19 protein-coding genes and 1 riboswitch are annotated in these 18,056 nt (G+C 68.2%); of the genes, 8 read left to right on the top strand and 11 right to left on the bottom strand.

Translation table 11 applies throughout. The features are described 5' to 3' along the window. Nucleotides 1–15: 15 nt before the first annotated feature. The gene (locus BLQ10_RS04700) at nt 16–1,038 is read right to left on the bottom strand and encodes an SDR family NAD(P)-dependent oxidoreductase (RefSeq protein ID WP_091559024.1); all 1,023 of its coding nucleotides are present in this window, start codon (nt 1,036–1,038) and stop codon (nt 16–18) included. 84 nt (nt 1,039–1,122) lie between these two features. Then, nucleotides 1,123–2,346, bottom strand: a complete 1,224-nt coding sequence (gene moeB / locus BLQ10_RS04695; protein WP_217635780.1) for a molybdopterin-synthase adenylyltransferase MoeB — start codon at nt 2,344–2,346, stop codon at nt 1,123–1,125. Between the two features lie 155 nt (nt 2,347–2,501). On the opposite strand from moeB, the gene BLQ10_RS04690 reads away from it, so the two are divergent. The 3 genes from BLQ10_RS04690 (at nt 2,502) to BLQ10_RS04680 (ending at nt 3,875) form a co-directional block, all read left to right on the top strand. Further along, entirely contained in the window at nt 2,502–3,149 is a 648-nt protein-coding gene (locus BLQ10_RS04690) for a TetR/AcrR family transcriptional regulator (RefSeq protein WP_091559021.1), read from the top strand. 61 nt (nt 3,150–3,210) lie between these two features. Continuing rightward, nucleotides 3,211–3,435 carry a DUF3107 domain-containing protein gene (locus BLQ10_RS04685; protein WP_091559663.1) on the top strand — a complete coding sequence of 75 codons (225 nt, stop codon included), beginning with the start codon at nt 3,211–3,213 and terminating at the stop codon, nt 3,433–3,435. A gap of 137 nt (nt 3,436–3,572) precedes the next feature. Next, the gene (locus BLQ10_RS04680) at nt 3,573–3,875 is read left to right on the top strand and encodes a hypothetical protein (RefSeq protein WP_091559017.1); all 303 of its coding nucleotides are present in this window, start codon (nt 3,573–3,575) and stop codon (nt 3,873–3,875) included. Here the strand turns inward: BLQ10_RS04680 and BLQ10_RS04675 are convergent. The 4 genes from BLQ10_RS04675 to thiO form a co-directional block, all read right to left on the bottom strand. After that, entirely contained in the window at nt 3,872–4,558 is a 687-nt protein-coding gene (locus BLQ10_RS04675; RefSeq protein ID WP_091559015.1) for a 4a-hydroxytetrahydrobiopterin dehydratase, read from the bottom strand. The two genes, BLQ10_RS04680 and BLQ10_RS04675, sit on opposite strands and share 4 nt — an antisense overlap. 58 nt (nt 4,559–4,616) lie before the next feature. After that, nucleotides 4,617–5,441 carry a thiazole synthase gene (locus tag BLQ10_RS04670; protein WP_302847285.1) on the bottom strand — a complete coding sequence of 275 codons (825 nt, stop codon included), beginning with the start codon at nt 5,439–5,441 and terminating at the stop codon, nt 4,617–4,619. 5 nt (nt 5,442–5,446) lie between these two features. Beyond that, nucleotides 5,447–5,683, bottom strand: coding sequence for a sulfur carrier protein ThiS (gene thiS, locus BLQ10_RS04665; protein ID WP_091559013.1), 237 nt, complete (start codon nt 5,681–5,683; stop codon nt 5,447–5,449). Then, nucleotides 5,680–7,041 carry a glycine oxidase ThiO gene (thiO, locus tag BLQ10_RS04660; protein WP_254785401.1) on the bottom strand — a complete coding sequence of 454 codons (1,362 nt, stop codon included), beginning with the start codon at nt 7,039–7,041 and terminating at the stop codon, nt 5,680–5,682. Before thiO ends, thiS begins: the two co-directional genes overlap by 4 nt. Next, nucleotides 7,035–7,155: riboswitch (TPP riboswitch) on the bottom strand. It overlaps the preceding gene by 7 nt. 26 nt (nt 7,156–7,181) lie before the next feature. Here thiO and thiE point away from each other — a divergent pair. Then, nucleotides 7,182–7,877, top strand: a complete 696-nt coding sequence (gene thiE, locus BLQ10_RS04655) for a thiamine phosphate synthase (protein WP_091559010.1) — start codon at nt 7,182–7,184, stop codon at nt 7,875–7,877. Nucleotides 7,878–7,960: 83 nt separating this feature from the next. On the opposite strand, the gene BLQ10_RS04650 is transcribed toward thiE, so the two are convergent. Next, entirely contained in the window at nt 7,961–8,632 is a 672-nt protein-coding gene (locus BLQ10_RS04650; protein ID WP_175558475.1) for a ferritin-like fold-containing protein, read from the bottom strand. Nucleotides 8,633–8,673: 41 nt separating this feature from the next. Here BLQ10_RS04650 and BLQ10_RS04645 point away from each other — a divergent pair, with 41 nt between their 5' ends. Further along, nucleotides 8,674–10,176 carry an RNB domain-containing ribonuclease gene (locus tag BLQ10_RS04645; protein WP_091559004.1) on the top strand — a complete coding sequence of 501 codons (1,503 nt, stop codon included), beginning with the start codon at nt 8,674–8,676 and terminating at the stop codon, nt 10,174–10,176. A gap of 187 nt (nt 10,177–10,363) precedes the next feature. On the opposite strand, the gene BLQ10_RS04640 is transcribed toward BLQ10_RS04645, so the two are convergent. After that, the gene (locus BLQ10_RS04640; RefSeq protein ID WP_254785400.1) at nt 10,364–10,936 is read right to left on the bottom strand and encodes a sulfocyanin-like copper-binding protein; all 573 of its coding nucleotides are present in this window, start codon (nt 10,934–10,936) and stop codon (nt 10,364–10,366) included. Next, the gene (locus tag BLQ10_RS04635) at nt 10,933–11,190 is read right to left on the bottom strand and encodes an SHOCT domain-containing protein (protein WP_091559002.1); all 258 of its coding nucleotides are present in this window, start codon (nt 11,188–11,190) and stop codon (nt 10,933–10,935) included. The genes BLQ10_RS04640 and BLQ10_RS04635 overlap by 4 nt, the downstream gene beginning before the upstream one ends. Before the next feature lie 522 nt (nt 11,191–11,712). On the opposite strand from BLQ10_RS04635, the gene BLQ10_RS04630 reads away from it, so the two are divergent. Further along, a complete protein-coding gene (locus tag BLQ10_RS04630; protein ID WP_091559000.1) occupies nt 11,713–13,476 on the top strand; it encodes a DEAD/DEAH box helicase in 1,764 nt (587 codons plus the stop codon). An 8-nt stretch (nt 13,477–13,484) separates the two neighbouring features. Then, a complete protein-coding gene (locus tag BLQ10_RS04625) occupies nt 13,485–14,357 on the top strand; it encodes a DNA-methyltransferase (protein ID WP_091558998.1) in 873 nt (290 codons plus the stop codon). A 101-nt stretch (nt 14,358–14,458) separates the two neighbouring features. Here the strand turns inward: BLQ10_RS04625 and BLQ10_RS04620 are convergent, their stop codons facing one another. Continuing rightward, nucleotides 14,459–15,304: a PHP domain-containing protein gene (locus BLQ10_RS04620; RefSeq protein ID WP_091558995.1), complete on the bottom strand. Its 846-nt coding sequence runs from the start codon at nt 15,302–15,304 to the stop codon at nt 14,459–14,461. 123 nt (nt 15,305–15,427) lie between these two features. Here BLQ10_RS04620 and BLQ10_RS04615 point away from each other — a divergent pair, with 123 nt between their 5' ends. Further along, nucleotides 15,428–17,011 (top strand): aminopeptidase P family protein, encoded by a 1,584-nt coding sequence (locus BLQ10_RS04615; protein WP_091558991.1) that lies wholly within the window; start codon nt 15,428–15,430, stop codon nt 17,009–17,011. Nucleotides 17,012–17,122: 111 nt separating this feature from the next. Here BLQ10_RS04615 and BLQ10_RS04610 read toward each other — a convergent pair whose 3' ends face one another. After that, entirely contained in the window at nt 17,123–17,995 is an 873-nt protein-coding gene (locus BLQ10_RS04610) for a YflT domain-containing protein (protein WP_091558988.1), read from the bottom strand. Between the last annotated feature and the right edge of the window lie 61 nt (nt 17,996–18,056).

Raw genomic sequence — 18,056 nt, 5'->3', positions numbered from 1 at the left:
GGACTGATCCAGGACCTACCCGCGGAAAGCGTTGATCCCGGTCATTTCGGCCGACAGCTGCCACAGCCGCGCAGCAGCCTCCCGGTCCACCGCATGGGCATCCACGCCCCTGATCCTCGCTTCAGGCGATCCCGGCACCGTGGCTTCGGCGATGTCGCAGTCCTCGCAGTAGACGCCGCCCATTCCCTCGAGCGCCGGCGCCGTCGCGGCCCAGACCGAGGTGGCGGCGCCCTGCGCCGGTGTTTTGAAGCGCGGGTCGAGCTTGCCGTGCTGGTCCATCCAGCCCGCGGCGATCATCTCCTCCCGCGGCAGGTGCCGCTGCAGTTCCGTCATGATCCCGCCCGGATGCACGGCGAAGGCCCGCACGCCAAAGTCCCGGCCCAGGGCATCGAGCTGGATGGCGAAGAGCGCGTTGGCCGTCTTGGCCTGGCCGTAGGCGCGCCACTTGTCGTAGCCGGCGTCGAAATTGAGGTCATCAAAACGGATCCCCGAGAGCTTGTGGCCGGTGGAGGACAGCGAGACCACCCGGGCTCCCTGCGCCGCGGCAAGCGCCGGCCACAGCAGGTTGGTGAGGGCAAAATGGCCCAGGTGGTTCGTGGCGAACTGCGATTCCCAGCCGGGACCCACCCTGCGCTCCGGACTTGCCATGATGGCGGCGTTGTTGATGAGGATGTCCAGGCTGCGGCTTGTGCCGGGCCCCGCGCCGGCCAGGAAGCCAGCGGCGAAATCCTTCACACTGCCCTGGTCCGCCAGATCCAGCTCGGCAACGCTGACATCGCCGCCTACGGTTGCCGGCGCCAGGCCGGCCGCAGCGAGGACGTCGCGGGCGTGCTCCGGCCGGCGGGCCGGCACCACAACGGCGGCGCCGGCGGAGGCCATTGCCCGCACGGTCTCCAAGCCCAGTCCCGAGTAGCCGCCCGTGACGATCGCTGTCTTCCCGGTCAGGTCGATGCCGGCGATGACCTCGGCCGCCGTCGAATCCCGGCCAAGGCCGGAGCCAATCTTCCGCTGGGACGTCACGGTATATTCCTCGCTCATGACCAGGCCTTTCGTTGGAGGGCGCCGCTTGGCGGAGAGTGTTTTTCCGGGCCGCGACGTGGCTGGCCGGATGACCGACCGGCCTCAGTACACCGGCTTCCCGGGTTCCACGTCCCGGACCCAGGCGAGAATGCCGCCCTCGAGGTGGCTGACGCGCTCGTACCCGGCGGCGCGGGCGGCGGACAGGACCGCGGCGGAACGCGTTCCGCCCTTGCAGTGGAAGACGATTTCGGCGTCCTGGGGCAGTTCCTGCCACGCCTCCCCGGCAAGGATGCGGCCCTGCGGGATCAGCTCCGCCCCGTCAATGCGGACGATCTCGTATTCCCCCTGCTCCCGCACGTCAATGAGGTGGAAGTCCTTGAGGCCGGCCTTGCGCGAGGCCAGCATGGTGGCGAGCTGGGTCGCCGTCACAGTGTGCTCAATACCCGCATCCGCCGTTGGGGTGATCCCGCAGAAGGCCTCGTAATCGGTAAGTTCCGTGATGCGCGCTGCCTCGGGGTCCCGTGCCACCTTGATCTCGCGCCAGGTGCCGCCCAGCGCGTCATAGAGCGCCAGCCGGCCCAGCAGGGACCGGCCGACGCCGGTGATCAGTTTGACGGCCTCGGTCACCATCAGCGCCCCGACGGCGGCGCACAGCATGCCGAACACGCCGCCTTCGCCGCAGGACGGCACGGATCCGGCCGGCGGCGCCTCCGGGTAGAGGTCCCGGTACGTAGGCCCGAACTGCTCCCAAAAGACGCTGACTTGGCCGTCGAAACGGAAGATCGATCCCCAGACGTAGGGCTTGCCGAGGATGGCGGCGGCGTCGTTGACGAGGTAGCGGGTGGCGAAGTTGTCGGCGCCGTCGAGGACGAGGTCATAGCCGGCAAAGAGTTCCAGCGCGTTGGTAGCGTCGAGACGGACGTTGTGGAGCCGGACGTCCACGAGCGGGTTCAGGGCCGCAATGGCATCGCGGGCGGACTCGATTTTGGGCCGGCCCACGTCCGCGACGCCGTGGATGATCTGGCGCTGGAGGTTGCTGAGGTCGACGTCGTCGTCGTCAACGATGCCGAGGGTGCCGACCCCGGCGGCGGCGAGATAGAGAAGGGCCGGGGAGCCGAGGCCGCCAGCCCCGATCACCAGGACTTTCGCGTTCTTGAGGCGCCGCTGGCCTATCGCGCCGATCTCCGGAATGATCAAGTGGCGCGAGTAGCGTTCCACCTCGTCGGGGCTGAGGTCCCCTGCCGGATCAACCAGCGGTCCGGGCCGCGGATCCAGCTGCGTCTGGGGGGTTGTGGGGGCACCGGTGGCGGTGAACTTGGAAGCCATACTTCAATCTATGCCCGAAGATACCGCCAGGTCATATTACCCGCGCGTAAGGTGTAATTGAGTGCAAGGTAGTTCAGTACAACTGCAGTTTGAGTGCCATTGCGCGCAATGGGGTGAAAAGGGAAAGTAGGCCGACAGTGGTTCATCAGGCACCGGTGGAGCGAGACGAGACCGGCAAACCGCCGGCCGGACAGACGCGGGGCGGACAGCGCTCGGCCCGCCTCCCCCGTGACGAACGCCGGGCGCAGCTGCTCGCGGCTGCGCAGGAAGTTTTCGTGGCGAACGGCTACCACGGAGCCGCCATGGATGAGATCGCCGAGACCGCCCACGTCAGCAAGCCGGTGCTGTACCAGCACTTCCCTTCCAAGCGGGACCTCTACCTGGCCCTGCTGGACAGCCATCTCAGCACGCTGATCGATCTGCTGCTGGGCGCCCTGAATTCCACCAAGGACAATGACGAACGCGTCCAGGCGGTCATGCGCGCCTACTTCCGCTTCATCGCCCACGACGACCAGGCGCACCGGCTCGTCTTCGAATCGGACCTGATCAACGATCCCGACGTCAGTGCACGGCTGGAAGCCTTCAACAAGACCTTTGCCGACGCCGTCGCGCGCGTCATCGCCGAGGACACCAAGCTGCCCGAACTGGAAGCCCAGCTACTGGGCCGCGGGCTCGCCGGAATGGCCCAGGTGAGCGCCCGGTACTGGCTGGAAACGGCCGGGAACCTGGATCTCGATGTAGCCAGCGACCTCATCTACCGTTTAGCTTGGCGCGGAATCTCCCGCTTCCCCAAAGAGTCCTAGACTACAAATAGAGATTGACCTTAGACATTTTTTGGACGTTGATTGGCTGGGAGGCCTTGCTGTGGAAGTAAAGATTGGTATTCAGAACATTGGCCGCGAACTTGTCCTTGAATCGGCCCAGGACGCCGACGCCGTCGCCAAGGTAGTCGGCGAGGCGATCGCCAAGGGCGGCGAACTGCGGCTGAAGGATGACAAGGGCCGCCTGGTGATTGTCCCCGCCAATGTCCTGGGCTACGTGGAAATCGGAGCAGAAGAGGCCCGCCGCGTCGGCTTCGGCGCCCTCTAGCCCAGCCGTCCGCGGCCGTCCGCGGCCGCCGTTGGAGCAGCTGCGCGGCTGCATCCCTCGTACCGTTTTCACCAGCGTTTTTTCTTCGCTACCGTTTTCATCACTGTCGTTTTCTTCACTATCGTGAGGTGTCCTGAATGCTTTCCCTGATTGTGGTTGCCCTGGTGACCGTTGCTGCGGGCTTCGTGGTGTGGGCCAACGACAAGCGGCACACGAAATACGGTGTCAGCGTCCCGGCGGGAGTCGCTGCGGGTGTCGGCATGCTGAGCTGGATCATCTTCATTGCGGCCGGACTCGGCTACCAGCCGGGCCTGACCTGGATCCCGTGGATCCTGCCGATGGTCCTGGGCACTGCGGCCTCGATCGCGGCCGTGGTGTATCTCGGCAAGACCCGGACCCGGCAGGACACCGAGCGGCTCACCACCATCCTGAAGCTTTAGCCCGGCGGCGCCTGCTCCGGCAGGTCCGGCCCGTGCCCTTCCTCAGTGCACAGGCACAACCGGTTTCCCTGCGCATCCGTGACCACCACCCAGTTGGGTGCGTGGTCACGGTTCATTAAGGCTCCCGTGGCCGCCGTCTTGTCCAGGACGGCACCGGATTCGGCCTTGCTCCGATGGATGTCGAGGTGAATGCGGTTGTCGTTCGGGGTGGACGTCTCCTGGAACCACAGGCCCGGCCCGCGCCCGTACGGGTCCACGAGATCCCCGAACCTGCCCTTGCGGTAGCCCAGGGCTACGCGCCAGACCTCCGAAATCCCGGCGGGATCGTCCGAATCGATGGCAATGTCCACGGACCGGTACAGTCCAGGTTCTGCGCCGGCGCCTGCCTCCGCGGCCGCCGCGCTGACCGCCGTCGCCGCTTTGACGTCCCTCGGCGTCACCTCGGTGCCGGCGTCATGGGAACTGTAGCGAAGAAAGACCCGGTTGTAGCGCCAGTCGAGGTCCGGGTGGTGGTTCTGCTCTTCGGCGAGGCGCCCGACGGCGGCAATCAGCTCCAGCGCCGCGGCCGCCGTCGGCGCCTTGTACACGGTCACCAGCCCGCCGAGGCGGTACCGCCAGTCCGGCAGGCCCGCCAGGGCGTCGTCGATCTGGGGGCGGGTGAGGATGTCATCCGTGGCTGCCACTGCAGGCTCCTTGGCTCGTTGACCGGCAAGACGGGCGGCCAAGCGAGAGAGGCCGGACTCAGAGGAATTCGGCCCGGCCTTCCATCGCCGAGGACGCCAAGGCGTGCTCTCGGCGCGGGATCCTGCCAGCCTTTTTTGCCAGCCTACCGGCCATGACGGCGTGTTTGAAGGCCTCCCCCATGAGCACCGGGTTCTGCGCCCGGGTCACGGCTGTGGCCAGCAGCACGGCGTCGCAGCCCAGCTCCATGGCCAGGGCCGCGTCCGAGGCCGTGCCGATCCCGGCATCGAGCACCACGGGCACGGACGCCCGCGCGACGATCAGCTCGATGTTGTGCGGGTTCAGGATGCCCAAGCCGGTGCCGATCGGAGCGCCCAGCGGCATCACGGCTGTCGCGCCGAGGTTTTCGAGGCGCAGGGCGAGCACGGGATCGTCGTTGGTGTAGGCGAAGACCTTGAAGCCGCGGGCCACAAGCTGTTCGGTGGCGTCCACAAGTTCGACGGCGTCCGGCAGCAGGGTGTGCTCGTCGGCAATTACTTCGAGCTTGACCCAGTCCGTTTCCAGGGCCTCCCGGGCCAGTTCGGCGGTGAGGACAGCATCCTTGGCGGTGAAGCAGCCGGCCGTGTTGGGCAGCACCCGGATCTGGTGGTCCTCGAGCAGCTGGAACAGCGAGCCCGTCTCCGCCGGCGAATAGCGGCGCATCGCCACCGTGGTCAGCTGCGTTCCGGAGGCCACGAGCGCCGCTCCCAGACCGTCCAGGCTCGGCGCACCGCCGGTTCCCATGATGAGGCGGGAGCCGAGCTTCACGCCGTCGACCACGAACGGGTCGGCCACGGCCCCGGTCACCGGTACGGCCGGTGTTCCTGCCAACGTAGTCTCGTTCATTCTGGTCATCCTCCCTGGACTGCCGTGACAAGTTCGAGGTCGTCGCCGTCGGCGAGCGCGGTGGCGTGCCACTGGCTGCGCGGCACTACTTCGGCATTGCGGGCCACGGCGACACCGAGCTTGCGCCCGTCGGCGGCCCGGCCGTCGGGGCCGATGCTCCGGCCCGTGAGCTGGCTGACGAGTGTGCTGACGGAGGCGCCGTCGGCGACGCTCTGCTCCGTTCCGTTCAGTCTGATGTTCATGCTGCTTCCTTCTTGGGGCTGTCCCCGGGCGTATCCGGGATGCGGGAGAAACGGTCGGGGCGGAACCCGGCCCAGCGCGGGTCCGGCGTCCCGTCCATGAGTTGCCGGCACACGGCGGCAGCCGCGGGGGTCAGCAGGACACCGTGCCGGAAGAAGCCTGTGGCGATGATGAGTCCCGGGACGTCCCCGCCGTCCGGGCGGGCGACCCGTCCCAGCAGCGGAGCGTTGTCCGGTGTGCCGGGGCGCGCCCGGGCCGTGGCTTCCAGCAGCTCCAGCTCGGCGACCGCGGGCACCAGCTGCTGGGCGTCCCGCAGAAGCTGGTAGATGCCGCCGGCAGAAACCGCGTGCGGATCCGACGGTCCGTCCTCGCGCTGGGTGGCTCCGATCACCACGGTGCCGTCCTGGCGGGGGACGATGTACACCGGAACCCCGCGCACCATGCCCCGCACGGTGGCCGTGAGCAGCGGCCTCAGGTGCGGCGGCACGCGAAGCCGGAGGATGTCGCCGTAGACGGGCCGCAGCGGCAGTGCCAGCCCGGGGGGCAGCTCCTCGAGCCCGGAGGCGCCCAGCCCGCTGGCGACGACGGTTTCCGCAGCGCGCACGTCACCGCCGCCCGCCAGCCGTACCCCGGCAACATGTCCGTCCTGCCACAGCAGGCCCGCCGCGCGCCGCCGGACGAAGCTCGCGCCCTCCGCGCCGAGCACGCTTGCGAGCCGGGCGAGCAGCAGCCGGGGGTCCACCTGGTGGTCGGCCGGGATGTCGAAGGCGCACGAGATGCCGGGGCTCAGCAGGGGCTCCCGGCTGCGTGCCTCGCGCACTGTCAGTGGTTCCACGGTGAGGCCGCAGCCCCGCTGGACTTCCCTCAGGTCCGCGAGCGCGCGCCGGTCGGCTGCGTCGGCCCCGACGGCCAGGGTCGGCGTCGTCAGGTAGCCGGTACCGGCCCGGGATTCCGTGCCGTCGGCACCGGCGTCCATCCCGGCACCGGCGTCGATCGCGGCAGCGGCGTCGATCGCGGCAGCGAATCCGGGCCACAGCCGGGAGGACTCAAGCATCAGTTCCAGGAGCTGCTCCTCCTGGTAGTGCAGCTCGCTGACGGGGGCCAGCATGCCGGCCGCGGCCCAGCTGGCTCCGCTGCCGGGAGCATCGTCGATCAAGACCACGGACCGGCCCGCGCGGCTGGCCTCGAAAGCGATGCCATGGCCGATCACCCCGCCGCCGATCACGGCAACGTCGGCGCTGATGTCCTCCGCGGTGAGGTTCCCGGCGGTGATTCGCGCTGCGGTACTGGGCCCGGTGTCACAAACCCAGGCTGCGGCGTCATTTGCGGCTTCGGCTGCGCGGACGGCTCGTGTGCCCATGAAAAATTCCTTCCCTACGCCGGTACTAGCCGGATCAGGTCAAGCGGTCGGCTCTGACGCCCTCTCAGCCGTGCAGCGGCGACATGGCTGCTGCGGGCTCCCGCGGTATGCGCCCAGTTTAGAGGAACTAGGCTGGTCCAATGAGCCAGGACCTCCTCCACACCACCGCCCGCCTCTACCTCTGCACCGACGCCCGCAGGGACCGCGGCGACTTCGAGGACTTCGTTGACGCCGCCTTCGCCGGCGGGGTGGACATCATCCAGCTGCGCGACAAATCGCTCGAGGCGGCGGAAGAACTGGAACTCCTGGAAGTCCTGCACGCCGCAGCCCAGCGCCACGGACGGCTGTGGGCCGTCAACGACCGGGCGGACCTCGCCTCCTTGTCAGGGGCACCGGTGTTCCATGTCGGCCAGAAGGACATTTCAATCGACGCCGCCCGCGGCTTCCTGGGCAAGCATGCCGTGATCGGCCTGTCCACCCACAGCCCGAAACAGGTGGACGCCGCCATTGCGGCCTCGCCCGGCCGCAAGGGGCTCGACTATTTCTGTGTGGGCCCCGTGTGGGCGACGCCCACCAAGCCGGGACGCGCCGCCGTCGGCCTCGAACTGGTGCGCTACGCCGCCCAGGCGATCAGCCGGGCTGACGCCGAGGGAACCGGCAAGGTCGACGGCGTCATGCCGTGGTTCGCGATCGGCGGGATCGACCTCAGCAACGTGGAGCAGGTAGTCGATGCCGGCGCCCGGCGGATCGTAGTGGTCCGGGCGATCACCGACGCCGCTGATCCGGCCCACGCCGCGGGTGCACTGCTGGCGGCGCTGGACGCCGCGGAATCATAGGGCGGTTCCCGGCCCGCAATGTCTCCGGCACCCCTGCCGGCGTTCGCGCCGACAATGCCGCCGGCACCGCGCCGGCACTGAACCTAACCGGCGAGCCCCAGCCCTGCCATCCGGCGCGCGTGATTCGCTGCGAGCTCGGCCGTCAGGCCGCCGACCAGCTCCCTGGCGCCGGCGTCGTCCAGCCCCGAGAGCCCGCCGAGGAACGCGTGCTCAAGGCTGAGCCGCTGGGCGTGGGTCAGGACCTCGCCCAGCAGGCGCCTGGCCCACAGCGCCAGGCGCGACGCCAGGCGGGGGTCATCGGCCAGGGCCGCCTTGAGGCGCTCCTGCAGCACGGCCGTGGACTCGCCGGTGGAGCGGACCTGCCCGATCAGCTCCCGGGTCCCGGCGTCGACGTACCGGCCGACGGCGCGGTAAAAGTCCGCGGAGACCGTGTCGATCACGTAGGCCTTCATGAGCGCTTCATACCAGTCCGCCGGGCGCGTGCGCTCGTGGAAGTGGTCCACCGACGGTTGGAACGGCAGCATGGCGGCCTCGGTGTCCAGGCCCATGTGCTCGATCCGGGCGCGGACGAGTTCGTAGTGCTGGAACTCAATTACCGCCATCCTGCCCAGCACCGCCCGGTCCTGCAGTGTGGGCGAATACCGGGCACTCGAGGAGAGCCGTTCGAAGGCGGATAGCTCGCCGTACGCCATGATCCCCAGCAGATCCGCCAGGAAACTGTTGTAGAGGGCAGGATCGTCCGCAGTTGCGCTCATCATCCAAGACTAATAGCGGAAATCGGGCTACCCTGATTTTCGTGTCACATCATCGCCTGACCCCCAGTGTCCACGAGCAGCAGAACCAGCTTGCCGGGGCTCTCAAGGCGTTGCGCACCACGCTGGAACTGCCCGGTCCGTTCCCCCAGGACGTGCTGCGCGACGCTGAGGCAGCGGTGGCCGAGCACAAGCTGCCTGACCTGGACCTCACGCATGTCGAGTTCGTGACCATTGATCCGGCATCGTCCACCGACCTCGACCAGGCCCTGTTCATCGAACGGAGCGACGGTGGCTACAAGGTGTTCTACGCCATCGCCGACGTCCCGTCCTTCGTCGCTCCGGGCGGGGCGCTCGACGCCGAGACCCGGCGCCGTGGCCAGACCTTCTACACCCCGGACGGCCGGATTCCGCTGCACCCGGAGATCATCAGCGAGGCCGCCGGCAGCCTGCTCGCCGGGCAGCTGTGCGCGGCGTTCGTCTGGGAGTTCGACCTCGATGCCGCGGCAGAGGTGACCTCGGTCCTCGTGCGCCGGGCGCAGGTCCGCAGCCGGGCCAAACTCAGTTATAAGGGCGTCCAGGCCGACCTCGACGCCGGCACCGCGGCGCCCGTGCTGCAGTTGCTGAAAGAGGTAGGCATCAAGCGGGTGGAGCTGGAACGCCTGCGCGGCGGCGCGAGCCTGAATATGCCCGAACAGGAAATCCAGCAGCTGCCCGACGGCGGCTACCGGATCGTGGCGGCCCCGCCGCTGCCGGTGGAGGACTGGAACGCCCAGATTTCACTCATGACCGGGATGGCCGCCGCCGCCCTCATGCTCCGCGGCAAGGTCGGCATCCTGCGCACCATGCCCGCGCCGGACGAGGCGTCGCTGCGGCACTTCCACCGCCAGACCCACGCCCTCGGCAAGCCCTGGGATGGGGAAATGCGCTACGGCGAGTACCTGCGGACCCTGGACCCCACGGACCCCCGGCAGCTGGCCATTGTGCATTCGGCCGGGATGCTTTTCCGCGGTGCCGGCTACACGCACTTCGACGGCACGGTGCCGGGAGCTGCCGTCCAGGCCGCCATCGGCGCGGCCTACGCCCATTCCACGGCGCCGTTGCGGCGGCTGGTCGACCGTTTCGTTCTGGTGATCTGCGAGGCCCTGAGCAACGGCACCGAAGTTCCGGCCTGGGCACGGGAGGCCCTGCCGTCCCTCCCGGCCATCATGGGCACCTCGGACCAGCTTGCCGCGAAGCTGGAGCGGCTGTCGCTGGACACCGTGGAGGCGGCGCTGCTGGTCAACCACGTCGGCCAGGAATTCGACGCGGTCGTCATCTCCGGCCCCAAGCCGGCGAAGAGCGCCACCAATGGCAACGGGAACGGGAATGGGAACGGCGGCAAAGCCAACGGCAACGGAAACGGACCGTCCGGGATCGTCCAGATCGCCGAGCCCGCCGTGACCGCACGATGCCCCGGCGAACTGGAACCGGGCACTCAGGTCCGCGTCCGGGTGCTGTCCTCGGACATCGCCACACGGGAAATCCAGCTGGAGCTCGCGGGCTGACGGTCCGCTGCCAGGCGCCTCCTGCGGCAGTGCTGTGCCCAGGGCTGTTCCCTGCTGCGCCAGGCAACCGCAGGCCAGCAGGCGTCAATAGGGCGAGGTCCATGGCCGCTATGTCCGCGCGTCGCAGCGAAGCCGGTCGACAACGGCAGTAACCGTTCCCTGCCAGGTCCAGGTTTCCCGCACGGGACTAGTTCACCGTGAGCTGGGTGTACATGCCGGCGGCGTAGTGGCCGGGGAGGTTGCAGATCAGTTCATAGCGCCCTGGAGGCAGCGTGACAGTGACCCAGCCGGACGCGCCGGGCAAGATTCCTTGCCCGGCGCCGTCGGCGCAGGTGTTGGACGCTTCCCCGAGGCTGCCGGACTCATCGATTTTGGCGTCCCCGCCGATCGGGCGGGTCCCGGGGATCTGGTTGTCAGGAAGGCGAAGGATGACTAGTTCATGGCTGATGGTGCCCCCGTTGGTTACCAGGAAGGACACCGTGCCGTGTGCCACCGCGCTTCGGTTTGCCGTCATTCGCATGGCGCCGTCCATCATGCCATGGGGCCGGCCCATCATCGGGCCGCCCATGTTGGTCAGCGAAACGCTGACGACCGGGCCGGGAAGATTTGGAGCCACGCACCGGGTCCGGGACAGAAAGCCGGGGCCCCCGGGATTCACAACGCTGCCCACGACGCCGACCGCCACAAGGGACAGTGCCGTCAGAAGAATCACGGCTGCTGCCCCCAGGAAGACCTGCCCGCGGAGCGAAGGGGCCGTCATTCCTGGCGCCTGAGCGCCGCGCGCTTGGCAGCGAACTCCTGTTCGTCGATTTCCCCGCGGGCGAAGCGCTCATTGAGAATACGCTCGGCGTCGTAGTGCGGCGGCCGCGGTGCGGCCCGTCCCTCACCCGGATGGGGACGCCGGACCAGGAGCACAACGACAGTTACCACTCCGCCCCAGAAAATCAGCATCAACAGGGTCATGGCCACCCATGCGCCGATACCCCAGCCATGTCCGTACCAGCCATCCATCATGCTCTGACCTCCTCTTGTGAACCTACGTCCGGCCCCCATCCCCGAACAGTGCCCAACGGCCCGGCGAACGCCCAGCCTGCACCCTTCCGGCCAGCAGGCCCGGCCCCGGTCCGTCTTTGGACCGGGGCCTTCCCCGGCAGCCGCCTAACGCAAGATCAGCCGCAGCAGAATGACGGAGAGTCCGGACAGGAAAAACAGGCTTCGGAACACCCCAGGACGCCCGCCTGACACGCTGCGCGCACCGCCATGCCCGCGGCATGCACCTGACACGACCTATAGCCAGCTAGACTGGAGAGGTAGAAATGGATGCCCGGTCGTTGATTTCCATGATTTCCGAATTCAACAAGCCCGCCCCTACGCGATCTTGAGATACACCCGTTGGTCCCCAGTGCCAGCATTTAGATAGCCCGCGATCGGCTTCCACTGGAAATGCTTGCGCCCCTGAGCGTGCTCCGGAACGGCCACCATGGCCGGCCCCGTTGAGCAAGCAGCGCAGCCCAAAATGAATAAGGAAACTCCCCTGTGAGTGAATTGCACACGCACCAGCTTCTGACCGATGAGTCCGGCACGGAGACCATCGAGCCCGAAGAGACCATCATCTCGGACGAAAAGCCGCACGAGATTGCCGAAAAGACCTTTGCCGACTTCAACGTCCGCGCCGACATCGTGGAGTCCCTGGCCGACGCCGGCATCACCCACCCTTTCCCGATCCAGGCCATGACGCTGCCGGTCGCACTGGCCGGACACGACATCATCGGCCAGGCCAAGACCGGCACGGGCAAAACCCTCGGCTTCGGCATCCCCGCGCTGCAGCGCGTGGTCGGCCGTGACGACGCCGGTTTTGACAAGCTGGCCGTTCCCGGCGCCCCGCAGGCCCTGGTGATCGTGCCCACCCGCGAACTCGCCGTCCAGGTGGCCAAGGACCTTGAGAACGCCGCGAAGAAGCGCAACGCCCGCATCGCCACCATTTACGGCGGGCGCGCCTACGAGCCGCAGGTCGAGGCGCTGAAGAACGGCGTCGAAGTCGTCGTCGGCACCCCGGGCCGCCTGATCGACCTCTACAAGCAGAAGCACCTGAGCCTGAAGAACGTCAAGATCGTCATCCTCGACGAGGCCGACGAGATGCTTGACCTCGGGTTCCTGCCGGACGTCGAGACCCTGATCGCCGGTACCCCCGCGGTCCGCCAGACGCTCCTGTTCTCGGCCACCATGCCCGGCCCGGTCATCGCCATGGCCCGCCGCTACATGACCCAGCCGACCCACATCCGCGCCGCGGACCCGGACGACGAAGGCCTGACCAAGCGCGACATCCGCCAGTTGATCTACCGTGCCCACAGCATGGACAAGGTGGAAGTGGTCGCCCGCATCCTGCAGGCCCGCGGCCGCGGCCGCACCATCATCTTCACTAAGACCAAGCGCACCGCCGCGAAGGTGGCCGAGGAACTGGTGGACCGCGGTTTCGCCGCCGCCGCCATCCACGGCGACCTCGGCCAGGGCGCCCGCGAACAGGCGCTGCGCGCCTTCCGCAACAACAAGGTGGACGTCCTCGTCGCCACCGACGTCGCCGCCCGCGGCATCGACGTCGACGACGTCACGCACGTGATCAACTACCAGTGCGTCGAGGACGAGAAGATCTACCTGCACCGCGTCGGCCGTACGGGCCGTGCGGGTAACAAGGGCACCGCCGTGACCTTTGTTGACTGGGATGACATGCCGCGCTGGGGGCTCATCAACAAGGCCCTGGGCCTGAGCTACCCCGAGCCCGTGGAGACCTATTCCTCCTCGCCGCACCTGTTCGAGGAACTCGATATCCCCGCCGGCACCAAGGGCCGGCTCCCCCGCGACAAGCGAGTGCTGGCCGGCGTCGACGCGGAGGTCCTCGAGGACCTCGGCGAGACCGGCAAGAAGAACTCGCGCGGCAGCGCAAAAGACAGTGGCCGTGAAGGCAGCCGCACCGGCAGCCGTGAAGGCGCCCGCGAGGGCAGCCGCACCGGCGGCCGCGAGGGTTCCCGTGAAGGCAGCCGCACCGGCGGCCGCGACTCGCGCCGCAGCGGCGCCGAAGCCGGCGGACGGTCCGGCGACCGCCGTCGCCGTCCCGCCGAGGCGGATGCCGCCACGGCGTCCACCGCCAGCGGGCAGGGCCCGGAAACTGCTGCCGCCGCGACGGCGAAGGCCCCCACCGAGGTGGACCGGGCGACCCGTGCCCGGCGCCGGACCCGCACCCGCCGTCGCAATGGCGAGGTTGTGGCTGGCGGCGACGCACAGCCGAGCGGCGCCGAGGCCTAATCCCCTCCATGACTGACACCGTCTGGGCGCCGGACGGCAGCAACCTGGTGGTTCACGCGGACAACGCGGAATACCTCCCCACGCTGCCGGACGGCGCCTTCACACTGATTTACGTGGACCCGCCCTTCAACACCGGCCGGGTCCAGCGGCGCCAGGAAACCAAGATGGTGCTCAACGCCGGCGGTGAGGGTGACCGCGTCGGGTTCAAGGGCCGGTCCTACGACACCATCAAGGGTGCGCTGCACAAGTACGACGACGCGTTCAGCGACTACTGGTCCTTCCTCGAGCCCCGGCTCGTGGAAGCCTGGCGGCTCCTGGCCGACGACGGCACCCTGTATCTGCACCTGGACTACCGCGAGGTGCACTACGCCAAGGTCATGCTGGACGCGATCTTCGGCCGGGAATGCTTCCTGAACGAGATCATCTGGGCGTACGACTACGGTGCGCGGGCCAAGTACCGCTGGCCCACCAAGCACGACAACATCCTTGTCTACGTCAAGAACCCGGCGAAGTACCACTTCGACAGCGCCGAGGTGGACCGTGAGCCGTACATGGCGCCCGGACTGGTCACCCCTGCCAAGCGCGAGCTCGGCAAGCTCCCCACCGACGTGTGGTGGCACACGATCGTTTCGCCGACCGGCAAGGAGAAGACCGGCTACCCGACGCAGAAGCCGGAGGGGCTCATCCGCCGCGTGGTTGCGGCCTCGAGCCGCCCCGGCGACTGGTGCCTCGACTTCTTCGCCGGTTCCGGCACGCTCGGATCCGTGGCCGCGAAACTGGACCGCAGGTTCGTGTGTGTGGACCAGAACCAGCCGGCCATTGACGTCATGGCCAAGCGCCTGGCCGCGCAAGCGCAGTTCACGTCGTTCCCGACGGCCTGACGCGCCAACCCGCCCGTTGCGCTATCACTTATGGCGGCTATTCGAGCCTGTGACGGACTGTGAGGGACGCTACGTGATAGCGCAACGCGGGCCCGGGGCCTTCAGCGGACCACGGACGAGCCAGTGCCCAGTTCCTCGATCCGGGCAAAGACTTCTGCGGACGTCAGGTTCTCCCCCAGCAGGTTCGGCTTTCCTGCGCCGTGATAGTCGGAGGACCCCGTGACCAGCAGCCCGTAGCGTTCGGCGACGCGGCGGAGGAACGCCCGGCCCTCCTCGGGATTGTCCCGGTGGTAGATTTCCAGGCCGGCCAGGCCGGCGTCGATCATCTCCCGGTAGGTCTGCTCCCCCACGATCCGCCCGCGAGCGGACGCCACGGGGTGGGCAAACACCGGGACGCCCCCGGCTGCACGGACCAGTTCGACAGCGAGCGCCGGCTCCGGCGCATAGTGCTGGACCCAGTACCGCGAACGGGAGGTGAGGATGGAGCCGAAGGCCTCGGCCCGGTCTTCCACCACGCCGGCGGCGACAAGCGCGTCTGCGATGTGCGGGCGGCCCAGGGTGGCGCCCGGTGCTACGTGGTGGATCACGTCGTCCCATGTCAGCGGGTAGTCCTCGGACAAAAGGGTGACCATCCGCTGTGCCCTCGTGTGCCGGGCATCCTTGGCCTTGGTGATTTCCTCAAGCAGTCCCGGATGCGCGGGGTTGTGGAGGTAGCTGAGCAGGTGGACGCTGATGCCTTCCGCCGTCCGGCACGAGATCTCCATGCCCGGGACCAGGGCGACCCCGGCTTTCCGGGCGGCGGCGGCGGCCCCCGCCCACCCGGCGGTGGAATCGTGATCGGTCAGGGCGATGACGTCGAGGCCGGCAGCCGCGGCGGACTCCATGACGTCAGCCGGCGTCTGGGTGCCGTCGGAAACGTTGGAGTGCGCATGCAGGTCAATCCTCACCCCACCAGCCTAGTAGATGGCCGGATCCAAAGCCTCGGCTCCTGCGTGCGAGGGCCCTGCAGGGGCCCTGCAGCGCGAGCGCGCCGTTGGCCTAAGCCGCGGCGCTGGTGAGACTATGGGACGGTGAACGATGCAGATAACACCCTAGTCTCCGCTTCCCAGCCCCTCGAAGAGCGCGTCAACAACCGCTCACAGCGGCCCAGCTCCGACGCTTTCAAGGCCTTCATGGCCAGCAACTGGGCGCCGGCCACGCAACAGCTCCCCGAACGGGACGCCGTCGCCGGCCACGCCGCAGCCCGGCGCCGCTCCATCTCAGGCCAGTTCAAAGGTGAACGCCTGGTCATCCCCGCCGGCCCGCTGAAGGTCCGCTCGAACGACTGCGACTACCGCTTCCGGCCGCACTCGGCCTTCGCGCACCTCACCGGCCTCGGCCTGGACCACGAACCGGATGCGGTCCTGATCCTGGAACCGGTAGCGGAGGGCACGGGCGACGACGGCGGAAACCACCACGCCACCTTGTACTTCCGCCCACTGGCCGGCCGCGACACCGAGCAGTTCTACGCCGACTCCCGCTCCGGGGAGTTCTGGATCGGCGCACGCCCGACCCTGGCCGAATTCCAGGCCAAGCTCGGACTGGCCACGGCGGACATCGCCGAACTCGAACTCGCCATCACCAAGAACGTCGGCGCGCCCGAGATCGGCGGGATCTCCATCAGGCTCGTCCGCAAGGTCGACGACAACATCGACGCCCTCGTGGACACCGCCCGCTACAACACGGCCAAGGACCCGGACAACCTTGACCTGAGCGTGCTCGACGCCCTGGACGAGAAGCTCACCGAGGCCCTCTCGGAACTGCGCCTCCTCAAGGACGAGTGGGAAATCGAACAGATGAAGACCGCCGTCGCCGCCACGGTGGCAGGCTTCACGGAGGTCGTTAAGGCACTTCCCCGGGCACTGACCCACCACCGCGGCGAGCGCGTGGTGGAAGGGGCATTCTTCGCCCGGGCCCGCGAGGAAGGCAACGAGCTCGGCTACGACACCATTGCCGCCTCGGGCAACAACGCCACCGTGCTGCACTGGACCCGGAACACCGGCAAGGTCAATGCCGGTGAACTGCTGCTCCTGGACGCCGGCGTCGAGGCCGACTCCCTATACACGGCCGACGTCACCCGCACGCTGCCGGCCAACGGGAAGTTCTCCGAGATCCAGCGCAAGGTCTACGAAGCAGTGCTCGACGCCGCCGACGCCGGCTTTGCCGCTGCCCAGCCGGGCACCAAGTTCCGGGACATCCACACGGCAGCCACCACCGTGCTGGCAGAACGGCTCGCCGAATGGGGCCTCCTGCCCGTCTCCGTGGAGGAAGCCATCAGCACCGAGGGCCAGCAGCACCGCCGGTGGATGCCGCACGGCACCAGCCACCACCTCGGCCTCGACGTCCACGACTGCGCCCAGGCGAAGCGGGAACTCTACCTCGACGGCGTGCTCACGCCCGGAATGGTGTTCACGATCGAGCCCGGCCTGTACTTCAAGAATGAGGACATCGGCATCCCCGAGGAATACCGCGGCATCGGCGTCCGGATCGAGGACGACATCCTCATGACGGCCGGCGGCCCGGTCAACCTCAGCGCTGCACTGCCGCGCAAGGCGGACGACGTCGAGTCCTGGATGGCGGGCATCTACCTGGAGGCCGACGGCCAGACGCCGTAGGCCGGAAGAGGCTCAGATCGGAAGGACGTAGATCCGAAAAGCCTTAGATCAGAAAAGGGAGGGCCCGACAGGGACCCTCCCTTTTCTGCTGTCTGTTTTTGCCGCCTGGAATCAGTGCTGCTGGCCATCCTGGCCCGGCGCGGGCTTGTCGCCCTCCGTGACTCTGACGCCGTACTGCGGGCGGCCGTCCGGGAGGTCCGGATAGCTGACCCCGGAGACCCGGCCGGCCGGGCGGGCCGTCTCCTCTGCCGCGGCGGGCGCCGTCGGGGCGGGCCCTGCGGCGCCCTCCTGCTGGGGCTGGCCGTCCTGATACTGGCCGGCCGGGCCGCTGCCGGCCTCCGGAGTCCTCTGGCCGTACGGATCATTCCAGCCTGCGGGACGCTCGGGCGCATGGCCGGGCTGCTGCCCGCTCTGCTGCGGTTCCTGATGGCGGTAGTCGTGCTGCGCGAAACCGCCAGCCGCGGCGCCGGACGCGTCATGCGGCGTCATGGGCAGCTGGTGGAGCAGTCGCCGCGCTTCGCCGGCGGCCTCGAAGGAGACCACGACGTCGTAGTTGGTCGCCACCACCTGGCTCGTAGACGTGAAGTCACGCTTGCCGCGCTGCATGGCGTAAGTGACGATGCCGAACAGCATGAAGAACGCGGCACCCATCAGCACTGACGTCACAATCGAGAAATAGCCGGGGGTCGTGGAGAAGAAGGACAGCATGACGCCGACGAAAAGGCCGAACCACATGCCGCTGAGGGCGCCGGAGAGTGCGACGCGGGGGTAGGTCAGCCTGCCGGTTACCCGCTCCACCATCTTCAGGTCGTTGCCCACGATCGACACCATCTGCACGGGGAACTGCTGGTCAGCCAGATAGTCCACCGCCTTCTGGGCATCCAGGTAGGAGTTGTAGGAACCGACGACGTCGCCTCTCGGGACGGTGCGGGCCTCGTCCGAGCCGGGGGCACCGGCCCTGGGAGCACCAAAAATGTTTGACATAAGCCCATTCTCACCTATCCGGCTGGGGTGCGGCTGGAAATTCAGCTAAAAGAGAGCAGAC

Origin of the sequence: Arthrobacter sp. ok362, assembly GCF_900102785.1 — a bacterium.
In the GTDB taxonomy this organism is placed as follows: Bacteria; Actinomycetota; Actinomycetes; order Actinomycetales; family Micrococcaceae; genus Arthrobacter.
This window is presented reverse-complemented; position numbering and strand designations above follow the sequence as displayed.

What these genes read in the sequence shown, in the direction of transcription:
- thiE (WP_091559010.1), top strand. Translation starts at nt 7,182, where the DNA reads ATGAGCCAGGACCTCCTCCACACCACCGCCCGCCTCTACCTCTGCACC.
- BLQ10_RS04670 (WP_302847285.1), bottom strand. Translation starts at nt 5,441, where the DNA reads ATGAACGAGACTACGTTGGCAGGAACACCGGCCGTACCGGTGACCGGG.
- BLQ10_RS04635 (WP_091559002.1), bottom strand. Translation starts at nt 11,190, where the DNA reads ATGATGGATGGCTGGTACGGACATGGCTGGGGTATCGGCGCATGGGTG.
- thiO (WP_254785401.1), bottom strand. Translation starts at nt 7,041, where the DNA reads ATGGGCACACGAGCCGTCCGCGCAGCCGAAGCCGCAAATGACGCCGCA.
- thiS (WP_091559013.1), bottom strand. Translation starts at nt 5,683, where the DNA reads ATGAACATCAGACTGAACGGAACGGAGCAGAGCGTCGCCGACGGCGCC.
- BLQ10_RS04680 (WP_091559017.1), top strand. Translation starts at nt 3,573, where the DNA reads ATGCTTTCCCTGATTGTGGTTGCCCTGGTGACCGTTGCTGCGGGCTTC.
- BLQ10_RS04650 (WP_175558475.1), bottom strand. Translation starts at nt 8,632, where the DNA reads ATGAGCGCAACTGCGGACGATCCTGCCCTCTACAACAGTTTCCTGGCG.
- BLQ10_RS04610 (WP_091558988.1), bottom strand. Translation starts at nt 17,995, where the DNA reads ATGTCAAACATTTTTGGTGCTCCCAGGGCCGGTGCCCCCGGCTCGGAC.
- moeB (WP_217635780.1), bottom strand. Translation starts at nt 2,346, where the DNA reads ATGGCTTCCAAGTTCACCGCCACCGGTGCCCCCACAACCCCCCAGACG.
- BLQ10_RS04700 (WP_091559024.1), bottom strand. Translation starts at nt 1,038, where the DNA reads ATGAGCGAGGAATATACCGTGACGTCCCAGCGGAAGATTGGCTCCGGC.
- BLQ10_RS04640 (WP_254785400.1), bottom strand. Translation starts at nt 10,936, where the DNA reads ATGACGGCCCCTTCGCTCCGCGGGCAGGTCTTCCTGGGGGCAGCAGCC.
- BLQ10_RS04625 (WP_091558998.1), top strand. Translation starts at nt 13,485, where the DNA reads ATGACTGACACCGTCTGGGCGCCGGACGGCAGCAACCTGGTGGTTCAC.